30 protein-coding genes are annotated in these 26,591 nt (G+C 35.0%); 26 read left to right on the forward strand and 4 right to left on the reverse strand.

Going from position 1 to position 26,591, the window contains the following annotated elements:
• Positions 1-234: 234 nt before the first annotated feature.
• Together J2Y40_RS13635 and J2Y40_RS13640 are read right to left on the reverse strand one after the other, a co-directional pair.
• Positions 235-801, reverse strand: coding sequence for a YceI family protein (locus J2Y40_RS13635; RefSeq protein ID WP_309999479.1), 567 nt, complete (start codon positions 799-801; stop codon positions 235-237).
• A gap of 72 nt (positions 802-873) precedes the next feature.
• Positions 874-1,284, reverse strand: a complete 411-nt coding sequence (locus J2Y40_RS13640; protein WP_309999480.1) for a hypothetical protein — start codon at positions 1,282-1,284, stop codon at positions 874-876.
• Between the two features lie 56 nt (positions 1,285-1,340).
• Between J2Y40_RS13640 and radA the strand changes: the two genes are divergently transcribed.
• The 5 genes from radA to J2Y40_RS13665 all read left to right on the forward strand — a co-directional run bounded on the left by radA (position 1,341) and on the right by J2Y40_RS13665 (position 5,861).
• Positions 1,341-2,690, forward strand: coding sequence for a DNA repair protein RadA (radA, locus tag J2Y40_RS13645; protein WP_153395601.1), 1,350 nt, complete (start codon positions 1,341-1,343; stop codon positions 2,688-2,690).
• 12 nt (positions 2,691-2,702) lie between these two features.
• On the forward strand, positions 2,703-3,824 hold the full coding sequence (locus tag J2Y40_RS13650; RefSeq protein WP_309999482.1) for a helix-turn-helix domain-containing protein: 1,122 nt from the start codon (positions 2,703-2,705) through the stop codon (positions 3,822-3,824).
• A gap of 71 nt (positions 3,825-3,895) precedes the next feature.
• The gene (locus tag J2Y40_RS13655; protein ID WP_309999483.1) at positions 3,896-4,564 is read left to right on the forward strand and encodes a class I SAM-dependent methyltransferase; all 669 of its coding nucleotides are present in this window, start codon (positions 3,896-3,898) and stop codon (positions 4,562-4,564) included.
• Positions 4,561-5,268, forward strand: coding sequence for a VanW family protein (locus tag J2Y40_RS13660; RefSeq protein WP_309999485.1), 708 nt, complete (start codon positions 4,561-4,563; stop codon positions 5,266-5,268). The genes J2Y40_RS13655 and J2Y40_RS13660 overlap by 4 nt, the downstream gene beginning before the upstream one ends.
• Entirely contained in the window at positions 5,265-5,861 is a 597-nt protein-coding gene (locus J2Y40_RS13665; RefSeq protein WP_309999486.1) for an ACP phosphodiesterase, read from the forward strand. Before J2Y40_RS13660 ends, J2Y40_RS13665 begins: the two co-directional genes overlap by 4 nt.
• A gap of 637 nt (positions 5,862-6,498) precedes the next feature.
• Here the strand turns inward: J2Y40_RS13665 and J2Y40_RS13670 are convergent.
• The gene (locus tag J2Y40_RS13670; protein ID WP_309999487.1) at positions 6,499-6,999 is read right to left on the reverse strand and encodes a DUF6702 family protein; all 501 of its coding nucleotides are present in this window, start codon (positions 6,997-6,999) and stop codon (positions 6,499-6,501) included.
• Positions 7,000-7,069: 70 nt separating this feature from the next.
• Here J2Y40_RS13670 and J2Y40_RS13675 point away from each other — a divergent pair, with 70 nt between their 5' ends.
• The 10 genes from J2Y40_RS13675 to J2Y40_RS13720 all read left to right on the forward strand — a co-directional run bounded on the left by J2Y40_RS13675 (position 7,070) and on the right by J2Y40_RS13720 (position 16,416).
• Complete coding sequence (locus J2Y40_RS13675) at positions 7,070-7,648, forward strand: HupE/UreJ family protein (protein WP_309999882.1); 579 nt, start codon at positions 7,070-7,072, stop codon at positions 7,646-7,648.
• A 58-nt stretch (positions 7,649-7,706) separates the two neighbouring features.
• Complete coding sequence (locus J2Y40_RS13680; protein WP_309999488.1) at positions 7,707-10,091, forward strand: M1 family metallopeptidase; 2,385 nt, start codon at positions 7,707-7,709, stop codon at positions 10,089-10,091.
• A gap of 57 nt (positions 10,092-10,148) precedes the next feature.
• Complete coding sequence (locus J2Y40_RS13685; protein ID WP_153395613.1) at positions 10,149-10,868, forward strand: hypothetical protein; 720 nt, start codon at positions 10,149-10,151, stop codon at positions 10,866-10,868.
• A 166-nt stretch (positions 10,869-11,034) separates the two neighbouring features.
• Positions 11,035-11,187 carry a bacteriocin-like protein gene (locus tag J2Y40_RS13690; protein ID WP_309999489.1) on the forward strand — a complete coding sequence of 51 codons (153 nt, stop codon included), beginning with the start codon at positions 11,035-11,037 and terminating at the stop codon, positions 11,185-11,187.
• Positions 11,188-11,332: 145 nt separating this feature from the next.
• The gene (groES, locus tag J2Y40_RS13695; RefSeq protein ID WP_153395615.1) at positions 11,333-11,611 is read left to right on the forward strand and encodes a co-chaperone GroES; all 279 of its coding nucleotides are present in this window, start codon (positions 11,333-11,335) and stop codon (positions 11,609-11,611) included.
• A 34-nt stretch (positions 11,612-11,645) separates the two neighbouring features.
• Entirely contained in the window at positions 11,646-12,005 is a 360-nt protein-coding gene (locus J2Y40_RS13700) for a four helix bundle protein (RefSeq protein WP_153395617.1), read from the forward strand.
• Positions 12,006-12,059: 54 nt separating this feature from the next.
• On the forward strand, positions 12,060-13,685 hold the full coding sequence (groL, locus tag J2Y40_RS13705) for a chaperonin GroEL (RefSeq protein WP_309999491.1): 1,626 nt from the start codon (positions 12,060-12,062) through the stop codon (positions 13,683-13,685).
• 232 nt (positions 13,686-13,917) lie between these two features.
• Positions 13,918-14,613 (forward strand): hypothetical protein, encoded by a 696-nt coding sequence (locus J2Y40_RS13710; protein WP_309999493.1) that lies wholly within the window; start codon positions 13,918-13,920, stop codon positions 14,611-14,613.
• Between the two features lie 206 nt (positions 14,614-14,819).
• Positions 14,820-15,446, forward strand: coding sequence for a hypothetical protein (locus tag J2Y40_RS13715; protein ID WP_309999494.1), 627 nt, complete (start codon positions 14,820-14,822; stop codon positions 15,444-15,446).
• A gap of 115 nt (positions 15,447-15,561) precedes the next feature.
• Positions 15,562-16,416: a hypothetical protein gene (locus J2Y40_RS13720; RefSeq protein ID WP_309999496.1), complete on the forward strand. Its 855-nt coding sequence runs from the start codon at positions 15,562-15,564 to the stop codon at positions 16,414-16,416.
• Between the two features lie 192 nt (positions 16,417-16,608).
• Here the strand turns inward: J2Y40_RS13720 and J2Y40_RS13725 are convergent, their stop codons facing one another.
• Positions 16,609-16,866 carry an XRE family transcriptional regulator gene (locus tag J2Y40_RS13725; RefSeq protein ID WP_110367960.1) on the reverse strand — a complete coding sequence of 86 codons (258 nt, stop codon included), beginning with the start codon at positions 16,864-16,866 and terminating at the stop codon, positions 16,609-16,611.
• A 511-nt stretch (positions 16,867-17,377) separates the two neighbouring features.
• Between J2Y40_RS13725 and J2Y40_RS13730 the strand changes: the two genes are divergently transcribed.
• The 11 genes from J2Y40_RS13730 (at position 17,378) to J2Y40_RS13780 (ending at position 26,562) form a co-directional block, all read left to right on the forward strand.
• Entirely contained in the window at positions 17,378-17,911 is a 534-nt protein-coding gene (locus J2Y40_RS13730; protein WP_309999498.1) for a hypothetical protein, read from the forward strand.
• Between the two features lie 151 nt (positions 17,912-18,062).
• On the forward strand, positions 18,063-19,157 hold the full coding sequence (locus J2Y40_RS13735) for a hypothetical protein (protein ID WP_153395627.1): 1,095 nt from the start codon (positions 18,063-18,065) through the stop codon (positions 19,155-19,157).
• A 238-nt stretch (positions 19,158-19,395) separates the two neighbouring features.
• Positions 19,396-20,328: a kelch repeat-containing protein gene (locus tag J2Y40_RS13740; RefSeq protein ID WP_309999501.1), complete on the forward strand. Its 933-nt coding sequence runs from the start codon at positions 19,396-19,398 to the stop codon at positions 20,326-20,328.
• Between the two features lie 141 nt (positions 20,329-20,469).
• A complete protein-coding gene (locus tag J2Y40_RS13745) occupies positions 20,470-21,426 on the forward strand; it encodes an HTH domain-containing protein (RefSeq protein ID WP_309999503.1) in 957 nt (318 codons plus the stop codon).
• A 321-nt stretch (positions 21,427-21,747) separates the two neighbouring features.
• On the forward strand, positions 21,748-22,482 hold the full coding sequence (locus J2Y40_RS13750) for a hypothetical protein (RefSeq protein WP_309999504.1): 735 nt from the start codon (positions 21,748-21,750) through the stop codon (positions 22,480-22,482).
• Between the two features lie 132 nt (positions 22,483-22,614).
• Positions 22,615-23,550 carry a hypothetical protein gene (locus J2Y40_RS13755; protein WP_309999505.1) on the forward strand — a complete coding sequence of 312 codons (936 nt, stop codon included), beginning with the start codon at positions 22,615-22,617 and terminating at the stop codon, positions 23,548-23,550.
• A gap of 72 nt (positions 23,551-23,622) precedes the next feature.
• Positions 23,623-24,114, forward strand: coding sequence for a hypothetical protein (locus J2Y40_RS13760; RefSeq protein WP_309999506.1), 492 nt, complete (start codon positions 23,623-23,625; stop codon positions 24,112-24,114).
• 73 nt (positions 24,115-24,187) lie between these two features.
• Positions 24,188-24,748 (forward strand): hypothetical protein, encoded by a 561-nt coding sequence (locus tag J2Y40_RS13765; RefSeq protein ID WP_309999507.1) that lies wholly within the window; start codon positions 24,188-24,190, stop codon positions 24,746-24,748.
• 25 nt (positions 24,749-24,773) lie between these two features.
• Positions 24,774-24,905 (forward strand): hypothetical protein, encoded by a 132-nt coding sequence (locus J2Y40_RS13770; RefSeq protein WP_262885780.1) that lies wholly within the window; start codon positions 24,774-24,776, stop codon positions 24,903-24,905.
• A gap of 144 nt (positions 24,906-25,049) precedes the next feature.
• Positions 25,050-26,021: an ankyrin repeat domain-containing protein gene (locus J2Y40_RS13775; RefSeq protein WP_153395641.1), complete on the forward strand. Its 972-nt coding sequence runs from the start codon at positions 25,050-25,052 to the stop codon at positions 26,019-26,021.
• An 82-nt stretch (positions 26,022-26,103) separates the two neighbouring features.
• Complete coding sequence (locus J2Y40_RS13780) at positions 26,104-26,562, forward strand: hypothetical protein (RefSeq protein WP_309999509.1); 459 nt, start codon at positions 26,104-26,106, stop codon at positions 26,560-26,562.
• Positions 26,563-26,591 lie beyond the last annotated feature (29 nt).

The raw sequence follows: 26,591 nt of genomic DNA on the forward strand, positions 1-26,591 counted from the left end.
AAATGCTCATGAACCATTAAGGGCTATAAAGAATTAAGTTTTGTTAAGAAAAATCTGATAGATTTTTTGATAAGACTGTTTAACGTAAAACAGCACTTCATCTTCATAAGGCTTACTGTTTTAATTTAAACCTCACAGATGTTTGGGTTATAACAGATCCTTCACTGAATAAATCTTCAATAAAAAAGGTTTTCCAGTTATCTGAAAAACCTTTTTATTAATAAGTTGTATGAATTACTGTTTCACCAGCTCAAAATATACGTTTACGTCTACATCTTTGGCAACACCTGCTCCTGTAGGATCATATTTGATGTCATAGTCAAGACGGTTAATGGTAAATTTAGACTGGATTCCCATAATTTCTTTTCCTTTCTGGTTTTTGGTGATCCCTCCAAATGTTACCGGAACACTGATATCTTTTATTACTTCTTTAATTCTCAGTTTTCCTTTTAAGATATATCCGTTTTTATCCTTAGCAATAGAAGAACTGTAGAAAACCATTTCCGGATACATTTCACCATCAAAAAAATCCTTGCTCTTAAGATGGGTGTCTCTCATTTCCACACCAGTATTAATGGAATTCACCTCTACCGCAAAATTGAAAGAAGCGTTATCCAGGTTGGCTCCCTCTGTGGTTATTTTCCCACTAAATTTATCAAAACGTCCCTGCACAAAACTGATTCCCATATGCTTGATATTGAAATTAACAGAAGAGTGCATTGGGTCCACTACCCATCCGTTCTGGGCAAATCCCACAATGCTTAACAACGTAAATACGAAGGATAAAAATACTTTTTTCATTATAATTATAATTTTACATTAATTTTATTGAGTAAAGATAAGATATAATAGAAATCTTCTGCTTGATCTATGTTATTTTTTAATTTTTGTTGAATTTATTTTAGAAAAAACAAAATCAAAAAGAAGGATGACAAGAAATACAATGATTGAATTCACATACAACAGCAGGTCAATAAGACTATCATCAGTATGTTGAGTAAAATAGGCCAATGGATTTACCTGAGACCACAACAGCATCACCAGATAAAGAATTTCAAACAGAACAGCCACTTTCCAAATGGCATCGTAGCTTCTTTTAAAGATCAGGATGGTTGCAAAGCTTATTCCACTGATGATGAGGCCTCCTACAAATACGGCAAAACCGTGTAACGTGTGACTTGAAGGCGGCATTCCTATCAGCTTCACCGATTCCCCAACCAGCCCTGCGTTCAGAAAGGTCATAATTCCTAAAATAAGAATGCTTTTCAGTAAGATATTTTTCATTGCTGAAAATTAATTAAAATTTCAAAATCAAAATTCATTTTCTTTAACTTCGCAGTATGGCAAAACTGAAAACAGCATATTTCTGTCAAAACTGCGGAACCCAATATTCCCAATGGATGGGGCAGTGTAAAAACTGCGGGCAATGGAATACCCTGGTGGAAGAAGTCGTTGAAAAAACGTCATCTAAAACTCCGCCTTTCTCAAAATCAAAACAACACGTCATCAACATCATTGAGGTTGAAACCAGTGAAGAACCGAGAATAAAAACCCCCTCCGAGGAACTGAACCGTGTTCTGGGCGGCGGAATTGTCTTAGGTTCAGTAACTCTGATCGGAGGTGAACCGGGAATCGGTAAATCTACGCTTCTTTTGCAGCTGGCCTTGAAAATGAAGAAGAAAATTTTCTATGTTTCGGGAGAGGAAAGTGCTTCCCAGATCAAAATGAGAGCAGACAGGTTAACGGATCTTCAGAACCCGAACTGTTTTCTTTTTACAGAAACATCCCTTGAAAAGATCCTTCACGAAGCTAAAAAGCTGGAACCGGATTTTATGATTATTGACTCTATTCAAACTCTTCAGTCGCAATTAATAGAAAGTTCGCCGGGCACTGTTTCCCAGATCCGGGAATGCTCCAATGAGATCATTAAATTTGCCAAGGAAAACAATACTCCCGTTTTCCTGGTAGGCCATATCACCAAAGACGGCCAGATTGCCGGGCCAAAAGTACTGGAGCATATGGTAGATGTTGTTTTGAATTTCGATGGTGACAGAAACCATCTTTTCAGACTGCTGAGAGCCAATAAAAACCGTTTTGGGTCTACTGCTGAAATCGGAATTTATGAAATGGTTTCCCAGGGATTGAAGGAAATCAAAAATCCTTCGGAGATTCTTATTACCAAAAAATTTGAAGAGCTGTCCGGAAATTCTGTTGCTGTAACTTTAGAAGGAAACCGGCCGATGCTGCTGGAAATTCAGGCTCTGGTAAGTACGGCAGTCTATGGTACTCCGCAAAGAAGTTCCACCGGATTTGATGCTAAAAGACTGAATATGCTTCTGGCTGTTCTTGAAAAGCGTGCAGGGTTTCAATTGGGGGCAAAAGATGTATTTTTAAATATAACCGGAGGAATCAAAACAGATGATCCTGCATTAGATCTTGCTGTGGTAGCTTCCATCCTTTCGTCCAATGAAGATATTGCTATTTCTGAACATTATTGTTTTGCGGGAGAAATCGGATTAAGTGGTGAAATTCGTCCTATTGCTCAAGCCGAACAAAGAATCACGGAAGCAGAAAAATTAGGCTACGAAAAGATTTTTGTATCCAACCTCAACAAAATTCCGAAAAGAAAATTCGGAATCAAAATAGAGGAAGTAAGTAAAATTGAAGATTTCCACGAAAGGCTCTTCTAATATCCGATAAATATGCTGCTCGAAAATATTCAGAAGTTTGTCCTTGTCCTGCTTTATGGCGGTCTGACCCTGCTTTCATTTACATTGCTGATCAATCCTATGAAAGTCAACAGAAAGGCCAACTTATTCTTCGGGCTGTTTCTTTTATTATGGTCCAGCTATTGGGTATTGGATGTTTTGCATATCTGCGGAATTACGCCAGAGACCTGGTTTTCATTTTTCGTGTATTCCATACAGATATTTACGCCTATCTTTTTGTTTTTCAGTGTTATATTTTTTATTAATCCGGATTATAGATTTAAGATAGCTGATCTGGTGTGCCTGATCGTTCCTTTGATCTGCTGGATATTATTATTCTGTTCAGAAGGACATCCGGTCATTTATCATATCGTATTATTTATCAATATCGCTCATAATCTTCCTTATATTGCCCTTATTTACTTCAGGATCAGGAAGCATCAGAAAAGAATTGAAACCATTTCAGCTGATACGGAACCCATTGACCTGCAGTGGCTGATCAAGCTGAGTTTTCTTCTTTTTATAACCATCATTATAACGGTTGGCTATGAGCTGTTCAATGCTTTTATCTATAAAATGCATCAGCATGTGGTGATGGATCTGCTTTTTTTATTTATTGTGTACAGCACGCTGTATTACGTTCTCCGTCAAAAAGAGATTTATCCTGTAAATAAAAGCCAGCGTGAAGAACTGCTCTCTATTGAAATGGAGAGTGAGGAGGAAGAAACAACAAGAAAAAAGTTAATTTCTGAGCATGAATTTGAGATGTTGAAACAGCGGTTAACTGTTTTAATGGAAACAGAAAAGCCTTATCTGGACGGTGATCTCAATTTACTGAAACTCTCCGATATGGTTCAGATCAATGCCCATCAGCTTTCCTATCTGCTCAATAACGGCTTTCATGAAAATTTCTTTTATTTTGTTAATAAATACAGGGTACAGCACGCTAAGAAGATGCTTATTGATGACTCCAGCCAGAAATGGTCTATATTAGGAATTGCTTTTGAATCAGGCTTCAATTCAAAGACTGCTTTTAATACAATTTTTAAAAAGATGACTGATATGACACCGTCTGAATTCAGAAAACATCATGCAGATTCCCAGCCTAAATCCTGACCTTCAAATAATCTGAAATAAGGTTGATAAAATGCTCCGGATTAGTTATTTTCACAAAAGAATTTAAAATCATGAAAACCAATATCCGGGAATATTACAATAACCTCGCAGATACCTACGATGAAAACCGTTTCGGGAATTCTTACGGGAACTATATTGACCGGCAGGAGAAGGTATTTTTAAATTCATTTTTCCGTCATACAAAATATTCCAAAATATTGGATCTGGGCTGCGGAACGGGCAGGCTTCTTGATTTTGCAACGCACGGCACCGATTTCAGTGAATCCATGCTCAGTATTGCCAAAGAGAAACATCCTGATAAAATAATTTCAGCAGGAGAAATCTCAAAAATCCCTTTTGACACTTCATTTGACTGTATATTCTGCTTTCATGTGATCATGCATCAGACGAAAGATGAAACCGGGAAATTCCTTGATGAATGCAGGAGAAAATTAAATAACAACAGTATTCTGATCTTTGATTATCCTACAAAAGCCAGAAAAAAAACAGTTTCGCCTCAGCAAGACTGGCATGCAGGCAACAGTTTTACCCCTCCGGAAATTTCACAGTTGGTAAAAGACGACTGGAAAATCAAAAGCACGACAGGCATTTTACTTTTCCCTGTCCATCGGATTCCAAAAAGCATAAGAAAGTTTTTCCTTCCCATTGATATTCTGCTCTGCCGGACTTTTCTGAAACGATGGGCTTCCTACCATATCACTGTACTTGAAAAAATATGAAACGGCTGCTAAAAAAAATAATTCCTGATCATTGGAAGCTGCAGATAAAATTACTGCAGCGGTACATTCATGAACAACGGACCAGGCATCAGTATGTGAAAGAATACCGGCAGGAAGACATTGGATTCTACAAAAATGAATTCCGACAAAGCATCAAAAAAGGAGAATTTATTGAAAATAAGATTCACAACTTAAAAGTAGTCAGCGAAAAAATTAATAATCTTGTGATTCGTCCAAACGAAGTATTATCTTTCTGGAAGCTGATTGGAAAACCTACTTCGGAAAATAATTTTAAAGAAGGACGAAATCTTATCCGGAATAATATTTCTAGCGGAATAGGAGGCGGAATCTGTCAATTTTCCTCTATTCTTTATTATGCAGCCCTTCAGTCCGGGTTAAAAATTGTGGAACGATATCCACATTCGGTTGATATTTATAAGGAACATGAACGTTTTACCCCATTGGGGTCCGATTGTACTGTAGTTTATGGCTATAAAGACCTTCAGATACAGAACAACTTTTCGTTTCCTGTTCAGTTCCGGAGTTTTATCCATGATCACGAACTTCATCTTGTCTTAATTTCCCCGAAAAACATTCGTTTGAATGAAATCAATTTTCAATATAATGAAACAGGAAAGGGTGTTTGGGTGGAAACTTTTGCAGACAGCAGGTTATTGTTTAAAAATTTTTATATTCGATTATGAATTATTTAGCGCATTCTTTTCTCACCTTTTCAGACGGACAAATTGTAGGACAGTTTCTGGAAGATTTTATCCGGAACAGGGACCGGTTTTCTTTTCCGAAGGAAATCCAGGACGGTATTACCCTGCACCGGGCAATAGACACTTTCACAGACTCCCACCCTGCCATTCATGAGGCAAAAAAAGCATTTTCTCCTTTGGTGAGGCTGTATGCCGGAGCTTTTGTGGATGTTGCCATGGATTATTTTGTCGCCAATGATCTTACATTACATTCTTTGGAAGGCTGGAAAGCTCATTCCTTAAACGTATATAAAGTTCTTCATGAGCATGAGCAATGGCTCCCTGAAAATTTTAAAAAAATGCTGGAAAAGATGGAGGAAGATGACTGGCTTTATAACTACCGTGAAGACTGGGGAATTAAATTCAGCATCCGCAACGTTTTGAATAAAGCCCGATATCTGGAAAAAGACATTCCTGTTTTTGAAGCTTTCCTGGAAAACAAATCTTTTCTTCAGCAATGTTATAACGATTTTTTTCCTGATCTGCTTGATCATACCAAAGAGATCAATACACAACTTCAAATGGATCATGAATAAAAAAACACCTACCTGCAAGTAAGTGTTTTAAATGATTGTGTTTATTAGAATCTTCGACCTTAAATCCGGTAAAACGGGAACTTTTTTACCTTATTTAACTCTTCGAACTAAATTTTTTCTTAATCTGTGGTTTTATTTTGCGTTTGATGTTTTTTATTTTGTCTCAACCACCTTTTACAGGTCTATGAACCTCATCCATAAGTTTTTATCCCTACTTAATCTAAGCGGTTTTATGTTATTAAAAAAATCGCAGTAAAGAATGTTTTTTTTACAGAACTCTTCTGTTTTCCTTACTCCTTCTCACCCCGTTGTTTTTTTATTAGTCAATTATCATTTTTCAGATTGTATGACCTCATGAAACAAGATTCAGAAATCTCCAACTAGGCATAAACAAATATAGCTTTTTTTAAACAAAAAACAAATATTATATAAATTAATAAATCAAAAACAATTTATAACATATAATTAATCAACAAAATGCATGAAAAAATATAAATAATTCAATAATTCATTTTCGAAAATAAAATCCATTTAAAATTATTAATCAATATTTAGTGATTTAATATTTCATTAATAACTCAAAAAGACATAAAATACCTGAAGAAGACCTTTACAGAAATAAAAAATTAACATCTGATTAAAACTGGCGGTAGAGATAACGGTTAGGATACGTTAGTTTTTCACTCTCTCTTTTCCCTTGTATGATGATGTGTACAATATTGATCTGATCATCAAATAAGTTATAAAGAAAACTTACCGCAGCTTCTACTTTTTTGGGAACGGTGACTGTTTCAGACTCCATATAAACGTTTACGGATTCACTGTCTTCTTCATAGCCAACATAATTTATTTTCAGAAATTTCCCGTCTCCTTTTAATTTGAAATACTCTGCGCAATATTTCTGCAAGGCTTCATTGAGTTTTGTTTTATATTTTTCATCATTAAAATGGAAAGCGCCTCCATATTTTTTGCTGAGTCCGTTTTCCAGGTCATCCAGAAAAAACCGTCCTGTAATCTCAAAAGTCTTTGATTTTACATTATAATTGATCTCAACTGAACCTACATGATAAGGATGCTTCGCTTTTGTAAAAGAAAACAGGAATACAATGGGAAGCAGAAACAGCCATAAAATCTTCATAAATCCGGACATTTAAAATTTGTTCCGAAATTAATCATTATTTTCGTACGCATTATATTTTTACGTTATGATGCAGGATTTTCTATTCTATTTAAACCTTGGCTGGGAGCATATCATTTCATTGGATGCTCTGGATCACCAGTTATTTGTTCTGGCTTTGATTGCCGTATATTCCTATAGTGACTGGAAAAAAATTCTGATCCTTGTGACTGCATTTACAGTCGGACATTCCATTACCCTTGCTTTAAGCATTCTGGATGTCTTCAGATTTCCTTCTGCATGGGTAGAATTCCTGATCCCGCTCACGATTGTCCTTACTTCCCTGGATAATATCATCATGAAAAACCAGAAACAGACCCTGATGCGTGCTAATTATTATCTTGCTTTGATCTTCGGGCTTGTTCACGGTATGGGATTCGCCAACACAGCAAGAGTAATGATTGTCAAAAGCCAGAGCATTGCGGTTCCTTTATTAGGTTTTAATATTGGTCTGGAACTGGGACAGATTGTTATTGTGGCTGCAATTCTGGTTGTTCTTTTTATGCTTCTCCATATTTTTAAGGTCAATAAAAAAGACTGGATTCTTTTTGTATCCTCCGGAGTATTTGCGCTCTCATTGAAGATGACTTTAGAAAGAATTCCTTTTTAAGCTTTCAATTTCTCATTTAAATATTATTATCTTTGATCATCCTTAAATCATTTCGGTCATGAAGCTAAAAGCAGCCGTCCTTTCATTTGCTGTATTTACGTATACAGGAATCACCGCACAGAATATCCTAAATAATCCGGGAAGCAACCATGGAAATAAGTTTGAGCAGCTGGGAACTATTCTTCCTACGCCTAATATTTACAGAACTGCCTCGGGAGCACCGGGTCATGGATACTGGCAGAACAGGGCAGATTATAATATCACGGCTTACCTTGATGAGGATAAAAGAAACCTGAAAGGATCTGAAACAATTACCTATTACAACAATTCTCCGGATGATCTGGACTATCTTTGGCTTCAGCTGGACGAAAATGAACAGTCTACAGTAAAAAATGCAGGTTACCCAACCTCCTCTACCCTTCCTTCATCAATGAATGACAACCAGTTGAAAGTAACCGAACTTCCGGAAAAAGACAACGGTTATGGTGTTAATATTGAAAGAATAACAGACGCTTCCGGAAGCCCGTTGAAATATACAGTCAACAAAACGATGATGCGTATTGATCTTCCGAAGGTTTTAAAGAAGGGTGAAAAAATTGTCTTCAAAATAGACTGGAACTACAATATACCGAACCGTATCCAGATGGGTGGCCGTGGAGGCTATGAAAACTTTAAGGAAGACGGCAATGATCTTTATACCATGACCCAATGGTACCCAAGAATGTGTGTTTACAGTGATTTCCAGGGCTGGCAAAACCACCAGTTTACGGGAAGAGGTGAATTTGCTTTGGTATTCGGAAATTTTAAAGTTTCAATGAATGTTCCGGCCGATCATATTGTTGGCGGAACCGGAGAATGTAAGAATTACGAGCAGGTACTGACTTCCGACCAGATGTCCAGATACCGCAAAGCTGAAAATGCTGCAGAACCGATTGAAATTGTAACGCTGGAAGATGCTAAAAAAGCAGAGAAAAATCATTCAAAGCAAAGAAAAACCTGGGTATTTGAAGCTAACGATGTGAGAGATTTTGCCTGGACTTCTTCAAGAAAATTTGTCTGGGACGGAATGAGAGTAACCATTCCTGAAAACAATAATAAGGTAATGGCGATGAGTTTTTATCCGAAAGAAGCCTATGGTCTGTACAGAAAATTCTCTACCAAAGCGGTTGCCCATACGATTAAAACCTATTCAGAATTTACCATTCCTTACCCCTACCCTGTTGCGCAGTCTGTAGAAGCGGCCAACGGAATGGAATATCCGATGATCTGTTTCAACTTCGGGAGAACGGAAAAAGACGGAACATATTCTGAGGGTACTAAAAACGGAATGATCGGGGTAATCATTCACGAGGTTGGTCATAATTTTTTCCCAATGATCATCAATTCCGATGAAAGACAATGGAGCTGGATGGATGAAGGACTGAATACGTTTACCGAATATCTTACGGAAGAAAAATGGGATAATAAATTCCCGTCAAAAAGAGGACCAGCCTGGACGATCGTGGATTATATGAAGCTTCCAAAGAACCAGCTGGAGCCTATCATGAGCAACTCTGAAAATATTATTCAGTTTGGGCCGAATGCCTATTCAAAACCTGCTACAGGACTTAATATTCTTCGTGAAACAATCATGGGAAGAGAGTTATTTGACAAAGCTTTTAAAACATATGCCAAAAGATGGGCTTTCAAACATCCTGAACCTGCCGATTTCTTCCGTACCATGGAAGATGCCAGCGGTGAAGACCTTGACTGGTTCTGGAGAGGATGGTTCTACGGAACAGATCCTGTAGATATTGCTATTGATAAAGTAACGATGGCTGCACCAGATCTGAATACCCCTCCGAAAGAGGCCAAAGAAACAAAATATAAAGTAGAAAAACCTCTGCAGAATGAGTTTGAAGATATTTCAAAGATCAGAAACAGGGAAGATAAAAATATTTCATTCTATGTAGATAAAGATAAGGAAGCACAGGATTTCTATTATCGATATGACAGAGGCCAGGAAAAAGTAAATCAGGACAAAGAATATACCACCAAAACTGAAGCAACTCCTGCTCTGGATACAAAAGATAAAGAGAGGTTTAAAAATATGACCGGATACCAGATTGATTTCGTTAATAAAGGCGGACTGGTAATGCCAATCATCCTTGAATTTACGTTTGAAGACGGTACTAAAGCCTATGACAAATCATCTGCCCAGATCTGGAGACATAATGAACAGAAGGTTTCGAAGACGTATTATTTCGACAAAAAAGTAAAATCAATTCAGCTTGATCCTATGAGAGAAACTGCTGATATTGATACTTCCAATAATTTCTGGAGCAGCAATGGTACAGACAGTCAGGTTTCGAAATTCCAGTTATTCAAACAGAAGCAGGACGGCCCTGTAAGAGGTGGCTCAAACGGCAAAACCAACCCGATGCAGGCCGCCGGAAAAAGTTAACAGCCAGCACTTTGTAACTTTTACAATACCTAGCACTACTTATTGATTAAAAAAATTATGAAAAATTTTCTTTTCCTTTTAATCATAAGCAGTGCTAATTTATTTTCTCAAAGCCTGCTTACTCCTAAACAAAACAAGATAGATCCGAAACTGATCAAAGATGAAGTTTCAGAATTTTCATGGTATGCTGAAAATGCCGGAAATAAAATGGAGATCGGGAGTATCATTAATGAATTAAAAAAAATCAACAAAACAGATCTGCTCATTAAAACTACTGTTAAAATGAAGCAGATGAATGGAAGCTGGATAGATTCCACGATCGTAAAAACAGCGGATTTTCAACCGGTTTATCATTCCTCTTATAATCCGATGAGAGATATGGTACTTCAATCCGGGAAAAACAAAATCACCGGATATTACCTCGACAAAAAAACACAACAGAAAGAAACTATTGATATGCCGGGGGAAAATTATTTCGACAGCAGCAGCTATCCTTCTCTTCTCCGGTATCTGCCGCTTAAAGAAAACTACACCGCGGAACTTTCTATTTTTGATTATAACCCGGCTGCCAAAAAAGGAATCATAAAAGCCTACATATCAGGAGTACAAAAAACCGATCTCAACGGAAAGAAAGTCTGGGCTGTAAAAACAACGGATGATATTAGTGATAAAACATCAACCGTCACTTATTACATAGATCCCGAAACAAGAAAAGTCCTGAAGCAGGAAATAGATATGGGAGGAAGAAAAATGATGATGGAACCTATTCAGCGATAATGATTTTCCAGAAATCCAGCAGATACCAATCACCTGAACGGGGCTACATACTGTACACGGCATGCAGGGCAAAAAGCTTTACCTTTGGAATACTTCATAACACCAAATGTCAAAGCTCCTGATTGACTTTAAATGTTCAGGAATACAGAACAATAAAATATATGGTATGAAAAATCTAAAATCATTAAGCAAAGAAGCCCAAAAATCTATTCATGGCGGCGGAAGAATTGTCTGCTGCGATTACAACAATCAGGGAAAATGTATCTTATGGATCGGCCGGGACAGTATTGTCCTTAATCTAAGGAATCATTCAATGTAAAACATCAGCCGGAAATTTTCCGGCTTTTTATTTTTCTGCCAAATTTTCACACTGAGTAATAAAACTCTGCCATTTCATCCACCCCCTGCCTGTGGCATACATTTAGAGAATTACTAGAGAGAAATAATTAAAAAATAAATATATTATGTCAGTAAACTTTAAACCATTGGCAGACAGAGTTCTTATCGAGCCGATTGCTGCAGAAACTAAAACAGCTTCAGGTATTATTATTCCGGACACTGCGAAAGAAAAACCGCAAGAAGGTACTGTAGTGGCAGTAGGTCCTGGTAAAAAAGATGAGCCTACAACTGTTCAGGTAGGTGACAAAGTTCTTTATGGGAAATATTCAGGTTCTGAATTAAAGCTAGACGGGAAGGATTATTTAATCGTAAGAGAGGCTGATCTACTAGGAATTATTGGATAAGATACAGTAGGCATTAGGCTATAAGCAATAGGCAATGAGAGACTACAAAAAATATGATATCTGGAAAATTGCTCATGAGTTGGTAAAAGAAATTTATACTACTTCTGAAAACTTTCCAAAATCTGAACTTTTTGGTCTTACGTCTCAAATAAGAAGAGCATCCGTCTCTATCCCAACAAATATTGCCGAAGGTTGTGGAAGATCTACAGATAAAGAATTTGCAAGATTTTTAGAAATAAGTATTGGTTCTACAAACGAAACAGAATATTTACTTCTTCTCTCTTGTGATCTGGGTTTTACAACCGAAGAAAAATTATTAAGCCTTAATCCTAAACTGAATTTAATCAGACAAAAACTTATACAACTTAGAAAAAAATTATTAAATAATAATTAACAGCTTCAAGGCAAAAGCTTATTGCTTACTGCCTAAAGCTTAAAGCTTAACATTATGGCAAAAGAAATAAAATTCGATATTGAATCAAGAGACGCTTTAAAAAGAGGTGTAGATGCATTGGCTAATGCAGTAAAAGTAACTTTAGGTCCTAAGGGAAGAAACGTAGTGATTGAAAAATCTTTCGGTGCTCCACACGTAACGAAGGATGGTGTTTCTGTAGCAAAAGAAATCGAACTTGAAGATAAAGTAGAAAACATGGGGGCTCAGATGGTTAAGGAAGTAGCTTCCAAAACCAATGATATTGCTGGTGACGGTACTACTACCGCTACGGTTCTTGCTCAGGCTATCGTAAGAGAAGGTCTTAAGAACGTAGCTGCCGGAGCTAACCCAATGGATCTTAAAAGAGGTATTGACAAAGCGGTAACTGCTGTTGTTGAAAACCTTAAATCACAGTCTCAGGCTGTAGGAGATTCTACAGATAAAATTAAGCAGGTGGCTTCTGTTTCTGCTAATAATGACGAAACCATCGGTTCTCTAATCGCTGAAGCCTTCGGAAAAGTAGGTAAAGAAGGAGTAATCACTGTAGAAGAAGCTAAAGGTATCGATACAACAGTAGATGTTGTAGAAGGTATGCAGTTTGACAGAGGATACCAGTCGCCATACTTCGTGACTAACCCTGAAAAAATGTTAGCTGAACTTGAAAACCCATATATCCTTTTGGTTGAGAAGAAAATCTCTTCTATGAAGGAATTGCTTCCTGTTCTTGAGCCAATCGCACAAGGCGGTAAGTCTTTATTAATTATCTCTGAAGAAGTTGAAGGGGAAGCTTTAGCTACATTGGTAGTAAACAAATTAAGAGGTTCTCTTAAAATTGCTGCCGTAAAAGCTCCAGGATTCGGAGACAGAAGAAAAGCAATGCTTGAAGATATCGCGATCCTTACAGGTGGTCAGGTGATCTCTGAAGAGCAAGGTTTCACCATGGAGAACATTACTCTGGATATGCTGGGTACTGCTGAGAAAGTAACGATTGACAAAGACAACACAACTGTTGTAAACGGTGGTGGCGACGAAGCTAAAATCAAAGGAAGAGTAGCTCAGATCAAAGCTCAGATGGAAACTACAACTTCTGACTACGACAGAGAGAAACTTCAGGAAAGATTAGCTAAGTTAGCTGGTGGTGTTGCTGTACTTTACGTAGGTGCTGCTTCTGAAGTGGAAATGAAAGAGAAAAAAGACAGAGTAGATGATGCCCTTCACGCTACAAGAGCAGCGGTTGAAGAAGGTATCGTTGCCGGAGGTGGTGTTGCTTTAGTAAGAGCCATCAAGTCTTTAGAAAACCTTTCAGGTGCTAATGCAGACGAAACAACAGGTATCAAAATCGTTAAGAGAGCGATTGAAGAGCCATTAAGACAAATCGTTGCCAACGCAGGAGGTGAAGGTTCCGTAATCGTTGCTAAAGTAGCAGAAGGAACTGGTGACTTCGGATACAACGCAAAAACTGACGAGTACGTAAACATGCTTGAAGCAGGTATCATTGACCCTACCAAAGTAACAAGAGTTGCCCTTGAAAACGCAGCTTCTGTTTCAGGTATGCTTCTTACAACTGAATGTGTAATCACTGAAGTGAAGAGCGCAGAACCAGCTATGCCAATGGGTGGTGGAATGCCGGGAATGATGTAACAGCGTGTCGCTGAGACAATTTAATATATAAACCGTTCTACTTTTGTGGGGCGGTTTTTTGTTTGGATTATGGTTTTCCGTAGGGAAATAGTATATTTATATTTTATATTTAATGATTGACAAGTAGAAAGCTAAAATCAAAACAATATTAGCATAATTATATATATTATATTGACGCAATGTGTAAATTTGGTTGTTAGCTGACATATTTATAACAACCTCTTTTAAAATAATGCCTTTAGTTAGAAAATCAGAGCAAATAAATATTGATTATTTTCTGCAAGAGTCTTATGGAAAATTATATACAGATTACATTCCAACTGCGATTTCATCTAGAAGATTTCAAGTTATCAAAATATCAAACGATAAATCTTCAATAAAATTAATAGATAGGACACAATTAGATTTATTGTCATTAATAAATGGTAAGTTAACAACATACCATAAAATAGAATATTTTGAAATTACTGGAACTTACTCAAAAAATGAAAGAAGTGGTAATTTGACTTATCTTTTCGAATTTATTATATATGAATTAGGATATAATATTCTATCTGATAAGAAACATTCAACACCAGGATCCAAAGAATTTTGGCAGGCTCAAATACGAAGAAAAAATTTCGATATTTATCGAATAAACATTAAAACAAATTTCAAAAGAAAAGCAAAAGATTATAATGAAAATGAAATTTGGGGAGAATATATAAGATCACCATTCACCAGCTACATCGAAACATTAGAAGAAATAATTGACACTGAAGCAATTCTTCATGAAGATTTAAATAATGAGACTTTACCTGACTTAGAAATTGAACAACTTGATTCAGAGACTATAAACAAATTGGAATCGGAATTTGGCATTGAGAAAAAAAATGAAAAACTCAATATGGAAGACATTAGGCTAATTGCTCAAAAATATGTCAGCTAACATTGTATTGGCAAAATATAGAGAAAAGTCTAAAATTGAAAAGCAGATTTTCCATTCCATTCATGCTTTTCAATTCTGTATTTTTTTGTAAGTTAGTAGTATTGAAAAAACATTCGCTATGTTTGGTCAAAAATTGAACTAAAGTTCAACTTTAGCCCGCACATCGCCATTACTTTTTCCGTTATGTGATATTTCATCAAAACTTCATGGATAAAAAGAATCAAAGATTAATTGAATTAATTAAAACCACTCGGAAGGAGTATGCTTATAAATATTACATAAGTGTAATTCCTAGCTTTTTGTCAAAAAAATTTATTGCATACTGTTCAATGAAGGAAGATTTAGAAATGTCTCTTGAATATATAAGAATTTTGAAAACGAACCCAGATCCAATTATAAAATCTTCATTAACATATTCTCTTATTTCGCTATATGGAAAGTGTTACACTGATGCTTCAAAAAATAAATTCCCAAAATTAGAAGCAAAAAACTTTATCGAAAAAGATTCTGAATTAATGGCTACCCATGATTTTCTTATGAATTTAAGACATCAATTTATTGCTCATCGTGGAGATACTGAAAGTGAAGTTGGAATTGCCTATATGCTAATTCCTAAAAATAAGAGTCCTGAACAATCTCAAATGAGATTTAGACAATTAAAACAGCACTCATTTTCAAATGAAGATTTAATTAGGTTTGAAAATTTAATAAATTATTCTATTGAATATTTAAAAACAGCCATTCAGAAACATGGCCAAAAAATATATAATGCAATGTTTAAATTATTTACACCAGAAGAAATTGTTATAATGTCAGTAAATAATACTAAATAAAAAAACACCACACAACATTGTATCGGCAAAATGCGAAATTAAAATCTGAATTGAAAAATCCATAACTTTTTTGCCATCAATATTTTTCCGTTAAGAATAATTTTATAAGACTAATATGAATACATTTAAAGAGTTTAAATTTGAAAGAAAAAAGGGAATCGTTTGGGTTTGTGATGTAATAAAGTCATCAAGTTATTTAAACTCAAATGATTCTGTAAACGATATTGAAGAGTACTTACCAAGACTTTACTGGACAGCTAATAATCTTGTTAATTCATTTGGAGGAACATTTATTAAATGGACAGGGGATGGTTTTTTAGCTTGGTTTGATGTTGATTTAGACAGAAACAAAAGGAAAATTGCTGATAAAGTATTTAAGGCTGCTTGGCATTTAACTTTTTTAAATAATGTGACTCAATTAGGTATAAAACCTCAAAGTAAGTTTGGTATAAGGCATGGGGTAACTTATGAAAAAGATGGATTGTTATTTGAAATTCAAGAACATGGAGATAATCACTCTCTTGACCTTATTGGACGAGCTGTTGTATTAGCCTTTAGGCTTTCTGGAATACAAGCGAAATTTCCAAGCATAGTAACAGAAAAGGAAATTATTTCAGAAAATTTTTCTTATTGTAAATTTATGAATTGGAACCCAACTGAAAATGATATTTTAAAATTCTTTAAGGGAGAGAAATTAGGTATAGAGGAAATCATGATTTCCTCTGATAAAGTAGCAGAGAGTAATTCAGAAAATATAGAACATTTAAAAAAGAAATTAAACAATTTAATTAATGAAGTAGATAATAATATTTCAACGGATAAAGAAATAGAAGAATGCCTTTTAAAATTTTTAGAATTAATGAAGATTGGACCTGACTGGTGTAAAGATGTTATAAATTTAGAATTAGATTTCAATAGAAAAATGTTAGAAACAATAAAAGAAACAAAAACATTTTTTAATAAACAATAAAATCTCATAACAACCATTTTTCAAAAGCTAGGATTCGTGCAAATAAAATTTATTGCCATCCCGCCTTCGCAAAGCGCAATGTGTTATTCTCTAATAAAAACAAATCTCAAATCTCGCCACGCTGCTCAAAGTCGGGAGATTTTGAGCCAATAAAATAAAATAAGCTCCGAAGTCAAGACTTCAGAGCTTATTTTATTTATCCAATTCAGAATAATATTCTTCAAAATCAAAAACAATATCAAATAATTCTTTGGGGTGTATTCTTAGTCCGGTTGCAATTTCAATGAAAGTACTGAGTTGACAATCAATCTTGTTATTAGCAACATCGCTAATTCTTGCAGCTGTAACATTACATCTTTCAGAAACCTTAGAATAAGGAGTTTCACCTTTTATTTCCTTTATTTTTTCTGAGACCATTCTTTTGATTTCATCAGTCTTAAACTCGTTCATAATCGCACTGTTTAGTGCAAATTGTAATTATTAGCATAAATTATCATTACCGAATTCGGTAATATAAAGATATTTTTCTTATATTTGGAAAAGATTACTCATTAGAGTAATTTTGCGATACTTCAAAGAAATATAGAAGCTATTGCTTAGAATCTCGACTTGAAAACTGGTAATTTAAAAGCAACGAGACGATAAGCTAGAAGCTCACGACCTAGGCGTGGGCTCTCTTATCTGTTGCACGGTATACCAGTACCTCAAGTCGGATATTGTAGAGTCTCATGCCGTTTTTATTTTCATGCTGTTCTGCTTTTCTACAATCATTTTTTCTAAGCCTGCTTTACCACATAAAGTATCATGATACGGTACAATGGGGTGTACAATCCATTGCGGCTTTAGGGCTTTTAGAAAGACACAAATTCTATCATATTCATTAGGCTTGTAAGGGCAGGAAGTTCAGGTAGGCTTCCTCCTTTACAGCCAGTAAAATCGTACACTAAAAAAATACAGACTCATGAAAAAAACCAGAACAGACTTTACATCCCGGCTGGGGAAAGGCCGGAAGAAGCACTGCGGCTTACAGCAGATGGAGACGTTTTTTCAGCTCAATGACCTGGCAGCATCCAAAGAACTGCTAAACAACATTATGAATTATGCTGTTAAAAGAAATAGCTGGATAAAAGAAGATCCGTCCGTCATCTTTCATTTTCACCAGGCGATGCGGTCATTCATCCGTGCAGGCTACTTCATCATGCTGAATGAAAAGAAATGGGCTCTCAATACCCAGTTGGAAGAGGTCTCTCCGTTGGTTCTGGGCTTGCTTTCTGAGAAAGAATACCAAAATCCTCTGCTGGTCTTTAAAAAAGCATTCAAGGAATACAGCATCAAGGAATTTGATTATTTTATTTCCGGAATGGTCTATTTCTCACTGGGCATCTATGACCATCTTCCGGAAAGGAATATGATAAGCCCGTACATTCATCTCACCAAAATGCTGGATGCAGCGTACCTTCTTCTGGAAAGGAAAGAGTTCAAAAGTTTGATCTAAAAAAGATAGCATTTGACACTCTTCATAAATTCTTCAGAAGATTCCGAAAACTTAATACTATTTTTAAATATTTTCAGAACATTAAAGAATGATTTATCTTTGACTGCTTATTCATAAAACTTTAAACTAATAATCACATCTGAAAACTAAAATGGAAGAGATCTTTAAAAGCTACGAAAAAGAAATATCCAAAAAACACAGCTTTGGTTTTACTCCTGCCTATAAAGAAGAATTCAGAACACCAGTCAGCGAAATTCTTTTCATTGCCATCGCAGAAAAAACATTTGAAAGACTGGGTTGGGATCTTGTGTATAAAGATGATTACAATATAGAAGCAAAATATAAATGTACAGGTTGGATGAATGAGCGTTGGACTGAAATTATTACCGCTACTTATAAGAACGGTGCAGTATCAGTAAAAAGCGAATCTTTAGGAAGCGAAATCTGGGATAACGGAAAAAATTCTAAAAGAGTTAAGCTGTTTATTTATGCTTATCAGGAAACTTTAAAAACGTTCAACCTGCAAACTCTTAAGGATCTTGAAAAGGAAATAGAAAGGAAAAACAATTGGGATGATTATATAATTCCTGAAACTTTACCACAACCCACACCAACAAAAACACCCAATATAACATTACCCATTATGGGTGGAATATTCATTTCGTTACTAACCAGTTTTCTGGTGGCATTGCTTTCGGTAAAAGGACTTTACTTCATTGGATTATTTGAATTCCTTGTGGCAACAGCCCTTGTCTTTGCAATGAAGTATGTAATTAGATTTTCAAACTATACTGATTTAAATAAGTTGCAATACCTTTTTGGTGCGATGATCCTTTTAACCTATATCTCAAACGAATATTTTCAATATGAAATAATTCTAAATACAAATAATCTTGAGAGAATTGGATTTTTTAATTTTTTACAAATAAGATTTTCACAAGGCTTTATAGTAAACAAAATAAATACTGGATGGATTGGCTGGATCGTTATTTGGGTGATACAACTTGGGTTAACTGGTCTTTTTGTTTACCTTAAATTAGTTAGGGTACTTACAAAATATGTTATTGAAAGAGTTCCGCCAGAAGTCGTTGATTTCACATTTTATCATCTGCTAAAAGATAGGTCAGAGGAAGAAGTAAGAGCAGAACTTGCTAAAAAAGGATGGTCAGACATACAACATCAGAATGAAGCTTTTGAAGCAATTGGAGGTTTTCAAAGTGTAGTAACATTGAATAGACTTAAATAATGTTCAATCCTTTATTCTCCTCCCCCACGCAAAGCATAAATTTTTAAGTTTTAATATCTCCGTTACCGCACGATTATATTATTAGAATGTTTAATTTATAATACTATAGCCGCACTAAAGGATTCGTGCGGCAGCAGTATACCAAAAATAACACCAAAGAATTCTCTTCAACTTTTTCCTATCTTTAAACCACGCTATTCAATTAAAGAGACTTAAATAAAAATAAATACTACTATCATTGAAAAAGTTATTAATTCTTTCATTTTTAGGTTCAATATTAGTTCATGCACAAACACTTCAGTTTAAAACTCTCGCCAATATGTCTGTAGGCAGGGGCGGCACAACCAGTGTAATTGTGAATGACAATATCTATGTGAGCAACGGGTATCAGGAAGACAGTGGTAATGCAAAATTTATTGAAAAATATAATATTACCAATAACAAATGGAGTGTTCTCAATTCTACTCTGCTTCCCAGAAGATTTGCCAATTCGGAGACTTACGATAATAAAATTTATATTTTTAACGGCTGGGGAAACAGCCATCTTGAAATTGTAGACCTTGCAACCAATACAATAACGAAGGGAGCTACCAATCGCTCTTACACAGGAAATGCAGGTTCTGCAATCTATAATGGCAAAATATATGTGTTTGGCGGCAGCGGGCTAAATGGAGCTGCAACTACTGTATTTTCTAACAAATTCCAGTATTATGACATTGCTTCAAATACATGGAATCCCTTACCCGATATGCCCACAGCCAAAGAGACAAGAGGCAAAATTGTAAATGATAAACTTTATGTAATTGGTGGTTTTAATGGTACCCCATCCCGTCTGATCAATGTTTACGACCTCAAAACTAATCTTTGGGTCGATAAATATACCATGCCTGTTGGGATAGCCGGACACTCATTAGCGGTATCCGGTAATAAAATTTTCATTATAGGTGGTTTTAATAATCAAAGCTTTCTCGCCTATTTTGATACTACAACCAATAAACTCTATCAGCTATCCTCCAATATGATTCCCAGAAGATACCCTACAGTGGAAGTATATAACAATAAATTATACATCATTGGTGGAAGTACAACGTCTCTACTCAAATCATCAATTAAAAGTACCCAGGTAGCTGATATTAATGAAAGTGTGCTTTCTTCAACGGTAAACAAGTAAGATCACTATAACCATATGAAAGGATTCGTTCGGCAGCAATGGAAGTATACAGAACGAGTTGAGCTATTAGCATTGTCCAATATTCTATTTAACATAGGGAAAACTTGTGTATATTTGGAGATATAACAGTACACAAAACCAATGACCATTAAAGAAGCTATAATAAAAGTACTTGAAGATAATATCGGTGCATTTACATATATTGAAGTCCATGATTTAGTTAACGCTAAAAATTATGTTGATTGGTCCAATGCAAAAACACCAACCGATACAATTGGAGCACAATTAGGACATTTTATTAGAAAAAATGATACTCGTGTAAAAAGATTTAAGTCTAAAAATGGTTTTCTATATTATTCTTCAAAAAACGAAAATCAAATTAATTTAGATGTTCCAATTGAAAAAATCAAGGAATCTGTTGTTAGAAAAGATAAAAAATCATTTCACGAAAGACACCTTCATAAATTATTAGTAAGTTACCTAAAAAGTAGAGGCATTTATGCTAAAACAATTTTTCATGAAAAATCATTGAATACAAAAGATGACCATCAAAAATGGGTTCATCCTGATATGGTTGCGATTGACTTTGTTAATCTGAAAAATAAAAACTCAAATGCTTTAATGAAATTGGTAAATAAAGCTGATGCTTTTAATATTACCTCATATGAAATCAAAAAAGAAATAAATACAGATTATGAATTAAAAAAGTATTTCTTTCAAGCTGTTTCAAATTCAAGCTGGGCAAATTATGGATATCTGGTTGCTTTTGAAATTAGTAAAAATTTGCTGGGAGAAATGGAAAGATTATCTCAATCTTTTGGAATTGGAATTATTGAGCTGAAGTCCAATCCCTATGAGAGTGAAATTCATTTTGTATCAAAATATCGTGATCTAGAATACAAGACAATTGACAAACTTTGCGAATTGAATCCTGATTTTGAAAAATTTATTTCGCAAACAGAAGCGTTATTAAGTGCTTCAGATAAGTTTTTAGGAGGCACATTAGAAATTTTCAATAAATATTGCGACGAATATTTTAAAACCGATTCAGAAATAGAAGAATATTGTAAAACAAACGGAATACCTTACGAAGATTAAAACATAGGTTTTGCAAAATGGAAGGTTAAGTTTAAGTTGAACTTTTGTGCTTTCAAATCCGCAATAATTCACCCCCTGCTGCGCAAAGTCTACTGACTTTATGCATACATAATAATAAATCATCCAAAGTCAGGAAGTTTCGAAAACCGGATCGTAATCTTTAGGTTGGGATTATAAAAAACTAATACAACATGAAAACAGCAATTTATACCGTAGGGGATATATACACTCCCCTATTCTGGAATACCATTCATAAAGAAAATTGTCTGTTACCATTGACGCATAATCAGATTATATAATCATCACAAAACAACACTACGAATGGGATATTGGCGCACACTGCATTTATTTGATGACAAAAAATTTTATAAAGAAATCGTTCCGGCATTAAAAGGAGAAACAGGCGACTTAACTGCCGATTGCCAGGAATTTTTAAAGTCTCATGTTACTGGAAGCACTTTACATCTGTCTAAACAGGAACTCGAAAAGCTCGTCAATCAAACTATTGAAAATATTGTTTCAATATCAAATTCATTAGATGAAACTTTCAAAATAAACAGCGAATATCAGAAAGCAGAAAATACAAACACTGAGGTGGCATTTTGTAATAATTTAGAAGGATATTATGAATTTTCCAAGTTTTTTGAATATTATACCTTTAAGACCTGCGCTGATTTTTTCCCTCATTTAGGCCTTGGAAAAGGCGGAGTGTCCCGGAATTTTGAAGTATCTGAAAAAGCGCTTGCCTATTCAATCATTGAAGACCTTGATGATTGGAACAATTTTTTGTGTTTCGACAGAATGGGAATTACCAATTGGATGTCTTATGAAGATCTTCAATACCTTTATCTTGACAAGGAGAATCTGAAACATGACGAGAATGAAATAGCAGGGGCCTTTCTTACCCTTCTTGAAATAGCATACACTAACCAACTTGGCTTTATTATGGGGGTTGATATGAGAGAAGAGATATTACAATCGCTGCCCAGCAATAAGACCGTAAAACCAGAAACCTGGACACTGCAAAATTTATCCGGGCTGATATGGGGAATGTAAACGATCGAAATACATAAAAAATAGTCCCAGAAAATAACATCAGCTTACTGAATTCCTATTGAACACGCAAAGATGTCTATTTACAGAATATTTGTGCATAAATCAAGACGTTAGCGGCTAATTAAAAACATCATGAACAGATTAATTAAAGATAAAAGATTCCTTTTACCATCAGATATTAAAAAATATTCACTCGGTTCCAAACAAAAAGTGAAAGAATATATTGAAGCTCATGGAGGCTATGTTATCCGGGATAAATATACCCCTGAAGAATACGATTATATCCTTATCGGAACTCAGGTTAACGACTTTGGATATAAAGCCTCAAGACATCTTGAATTATATCCTGAAGCTAAAATCCTGTTTGAACAGGAACTCCTCATGGAATCACAGGAAGAAAACAGATATCTCAAGTCCTTTTTCAAAGATTGTATGGATAGGTTCAGAGCTGTTTTTTCACATCCTGATATTTTGGTGGCCTACTATTCAGCGGGCCGGCCTTATGGACCTGATGATTTTCAAAAAATTGAAAAAAAATTAAATCAGAATATTCCTGCAGCGATAAAAGAGTTTTATTCAATTTTTGGACAACTGAAGCTGATCTGGACCTATTGCAGTATCAATACTCAGCGGAGTTTTTATGATGACAAAAATGTTTATAACCTTATGACAGGCAGCTGTGGAGAAATGTACGGCTCCATTCAGATCCTGGATCTAAAAATGGCCCTGTTTGAAGACTGGACCAAACACGAACATGCCGTTCATCTGACATCAGGGAAAAGCCTGAAGATTTTTGATTACTACTCTGATTATCATATGGCCGCTTTTGACCTTGAAAACGACAACCCTTTCGTGTATATCGGTGATGATCACGGGGTAACTTTTGAAGACTGTCAACCCATGCTTTTTTCCGATTATTTAAAACTGGTCATTAACTCTTATGGCTTTTCCCACAGAAGTTATTTATTTGAAGGCGCATACGGACGTAAAAAGAGTATGCCTGCGCTATCTGAAATACTAAAAAATCCTATTGAATTAATTCCGGTTAAATTAGACAATATTGAATAACAAAATACGGTTTTCACGCTTAAAATGGCTTAAAGGGCAGCCCAGAATCGATATTTAAATGCAGAAATAAACATGAACTTCATAAAAAAGCACTTATCAAAAAACAAGATCAGCGTCATTTTAACTTTACAGATTTCTGAGCCGGATTTAAACGTTTCCGAATTTGCAGGTTTTAAAATTGTAAATTGTTATGAACTGCTTGAAAAATATAATTATCGTTCATCACAAGATTCTGAATTAAATAAACTTGAATACATTTCTAAAGAGATCATTAATTCTGAAGATCCTATTTTAATCTGTAATACCGGATTAAGTACGATGGACTTTGATATCATCTCTGAGATTTTGAGGCCATACAAATTAACCATCAACAAAATCTTAGTCCCCAACCCATCCAAAAGAAACAAAAAACTTGCTGAAGGACAGGAAATGTATAGAAACCACAGCCGCTGGCTTCATTTTTATCCCGGAGAAATTGAAGATATCTATAACGATTTTGAAGAGGAAATTAAAGACTTAAAAATAAGGTATAAAAATACCGAAACGAAAATATTGGAAATATAAACCTCAACTTGCAGGATATTGGTGCAATACGTAGATTTGGGAAATTACAACATTTAATAAAAACTAATAACTAATGGCGAACAGATCTTATCTATTCAGCGCAAATACAGAATTAACCAAACTGCGTGATGTATCGGAATGGAACTATGAAATTCCTTTATTCCATAAAATAGTTTTGGGTTCCGACACTCAAATGTCCAATTCTAAAATATGGAACTTTGAACATCCCATCGCCATCAAGGGCGATTTTAAAAACGGATTAAAGAAATTTTATGATCTTTTAGATTACCTCGAAACCCAGGCAGATATCGACACACAGGTAATAACCGGGATCAGACAGGACACGAAAGATTTCTTCGAAAAATATCCTGAAAGAATACTGGATCTGTTTTTCCTGGAAGCAGGAGAAGTTTTTGACATGGTAGGAGATATTGCTCCCATTGAGCAGCAGAACGAATTGTTTTACCATGAAATTATCTCAATATCCAAAGACATTGACGATATTTTAGAGAAAAAACCGGATAATGTATTTGATTTTAAAGATTCTCTATGGCTGCAGGAATTGAAAAAAGATATCAATGCTTTATCTGTATACTGGACTTATGTAACCTATTTTTCATTCAACAAATCGTAAACAGAACCATTCTTAAATAAAAAACATGTTGGCAATACACAAATACCGGGTAACGGATTACTCGGTAAAGGAAAGAGATACAAAAGAAATCTTTAATTATTGCTTTGAGTTTTCAGACGAAGACTTTAGTTTTGAGGATTGGTCGGAAGTATTTTAAACAGGATATTAAGTCAAGAGTTACCTTAAGACGATATGCTTATAAAAAAATCTTTGATTTTTTCCTTAATTATTCTTAGCACTTAAATGGTCTTAATGTTTTAAATTTATTTAAAATATTAAGACCTTACATCAACAGAAAATTATGGCAAAAAATAAACTTGACACCTTTAAAAACCATCTTGGTTATGATGGCAAAAAATTCAATCCCGAAAAAGCTATTTCAATATTGAATGAAATCGGAGTTGATGCAACCAACGATATTGGTGAGACCCCTTTGATCATTGCGGCTTACTTAGAAAGAATAGAAATATTAAAGATAATCATTCAACAGACCCAGAACATTGACCAAAAAGTGCAGGGAAGCATAACAGAAACTGCCCTTTTAGAAGCTTGCGGACAAAGGCGTCTGGAAAGTATCAAACTATTGGTTGAAGCAGGTGCTGGCCTGGAACAGGAAGATAGATTTGGTTTGACACCGCTGTCAAGAATATTTACCAATACTTTTTCCGATCCAATTCCAAGTGCAGATTATCTGGTTTCTAAAGGTGCGAAGATTACGGACAGAGTTATTAATATGGGAATGTCCTGGAATAAAGAGAGGTTTACCGATTTTTTAAAAACCATCCACTACGACCCGGGAAATATTTCATTACCTGTAGAAGACACCGTTCAGGAGGAAGAAATAAAAATTGACACTTCAATTGACATAGAACATATACACCATGTTGTTAATAACAAAAATTATTTTGAAACCGCGAAAATAATCTGGAAAAAACTGGTTCCAAAATCCGGGCAGGCAGACACTGTACAGGGTGAATTATTGAGAGCAATTGAAAAGTTAAGAGACGAAGCCCAGAGAAATGGAAATGGAAACTTCAATAAAAACTGCCACGGTCTGCTCATTGACTTTTTAAGGAGCGAATTAACAGGTAAAAATCTTTTTGAAAAAGAAATAACAGATGAAATAAATGACGACTTAGATAGGTTATCTTTTGAAAATAAGCCTTACACAGAGGACGACATTTACGACAGAATTACAGAGAGAATTGTTGATTGGTATTTGAAAAATCCGACACAAATTTTACATCAAAAGGATGATCAGCTGTATTGCTAAACTCAACAATGCAGTTCCGTAAAATCTCCTGACGTTTTGGAATAACACGATAAGCAGCAACTAAAATAATATACCAATAGTCATGACACAACAAATTCGGGATGCATTACTTTATAAGGACAAAGAATACTATCTGAATAATGAAATTTTAGAGTATTATTTTAACGAATTCCCTGAGCGAAAACCGGAAAATACAGGAGGGTTTAGTGCTTGCTGGAGAGGATATGTGGCATTCTTTGAAATAAAAAATAATGAATTAATCATAAGAAAAATAAACTGTCTGTTTAATCAGGAACGGGAAAAATATGAAGAAGCCATTCCGTATTTTGAAAAGGTGGAATCCAATTTTAAAAAAGAAGATACTTTTAATGGATGTTATGCATTATGCCTGAAGCAGATCGCAATAAAAACTTCTGATGAAAAGCTGATGAAAAAGTCTAAAAAATATTATGAAAAGGTAAAAAACAAAGCCGGGCTTCCTGAAGTAATAAAAAATTGCGTTCAAAGAAACTTAATAAACACGGATAAAACAAAGGGCTAAATTACACCACTTATTCATCCGCTATTGTT

The sequence above is a fragment of the Chryseobacterium sp. 2987 genome (genome assembly GCF_031456375.1).
GTDB classification, from domain to species: Bacteria; Bacteroidota; Bacteroidia; order Flavobacteriales; family Weeksellaceae; genus Chryseobacterium; species Chryseobacterium vaccae.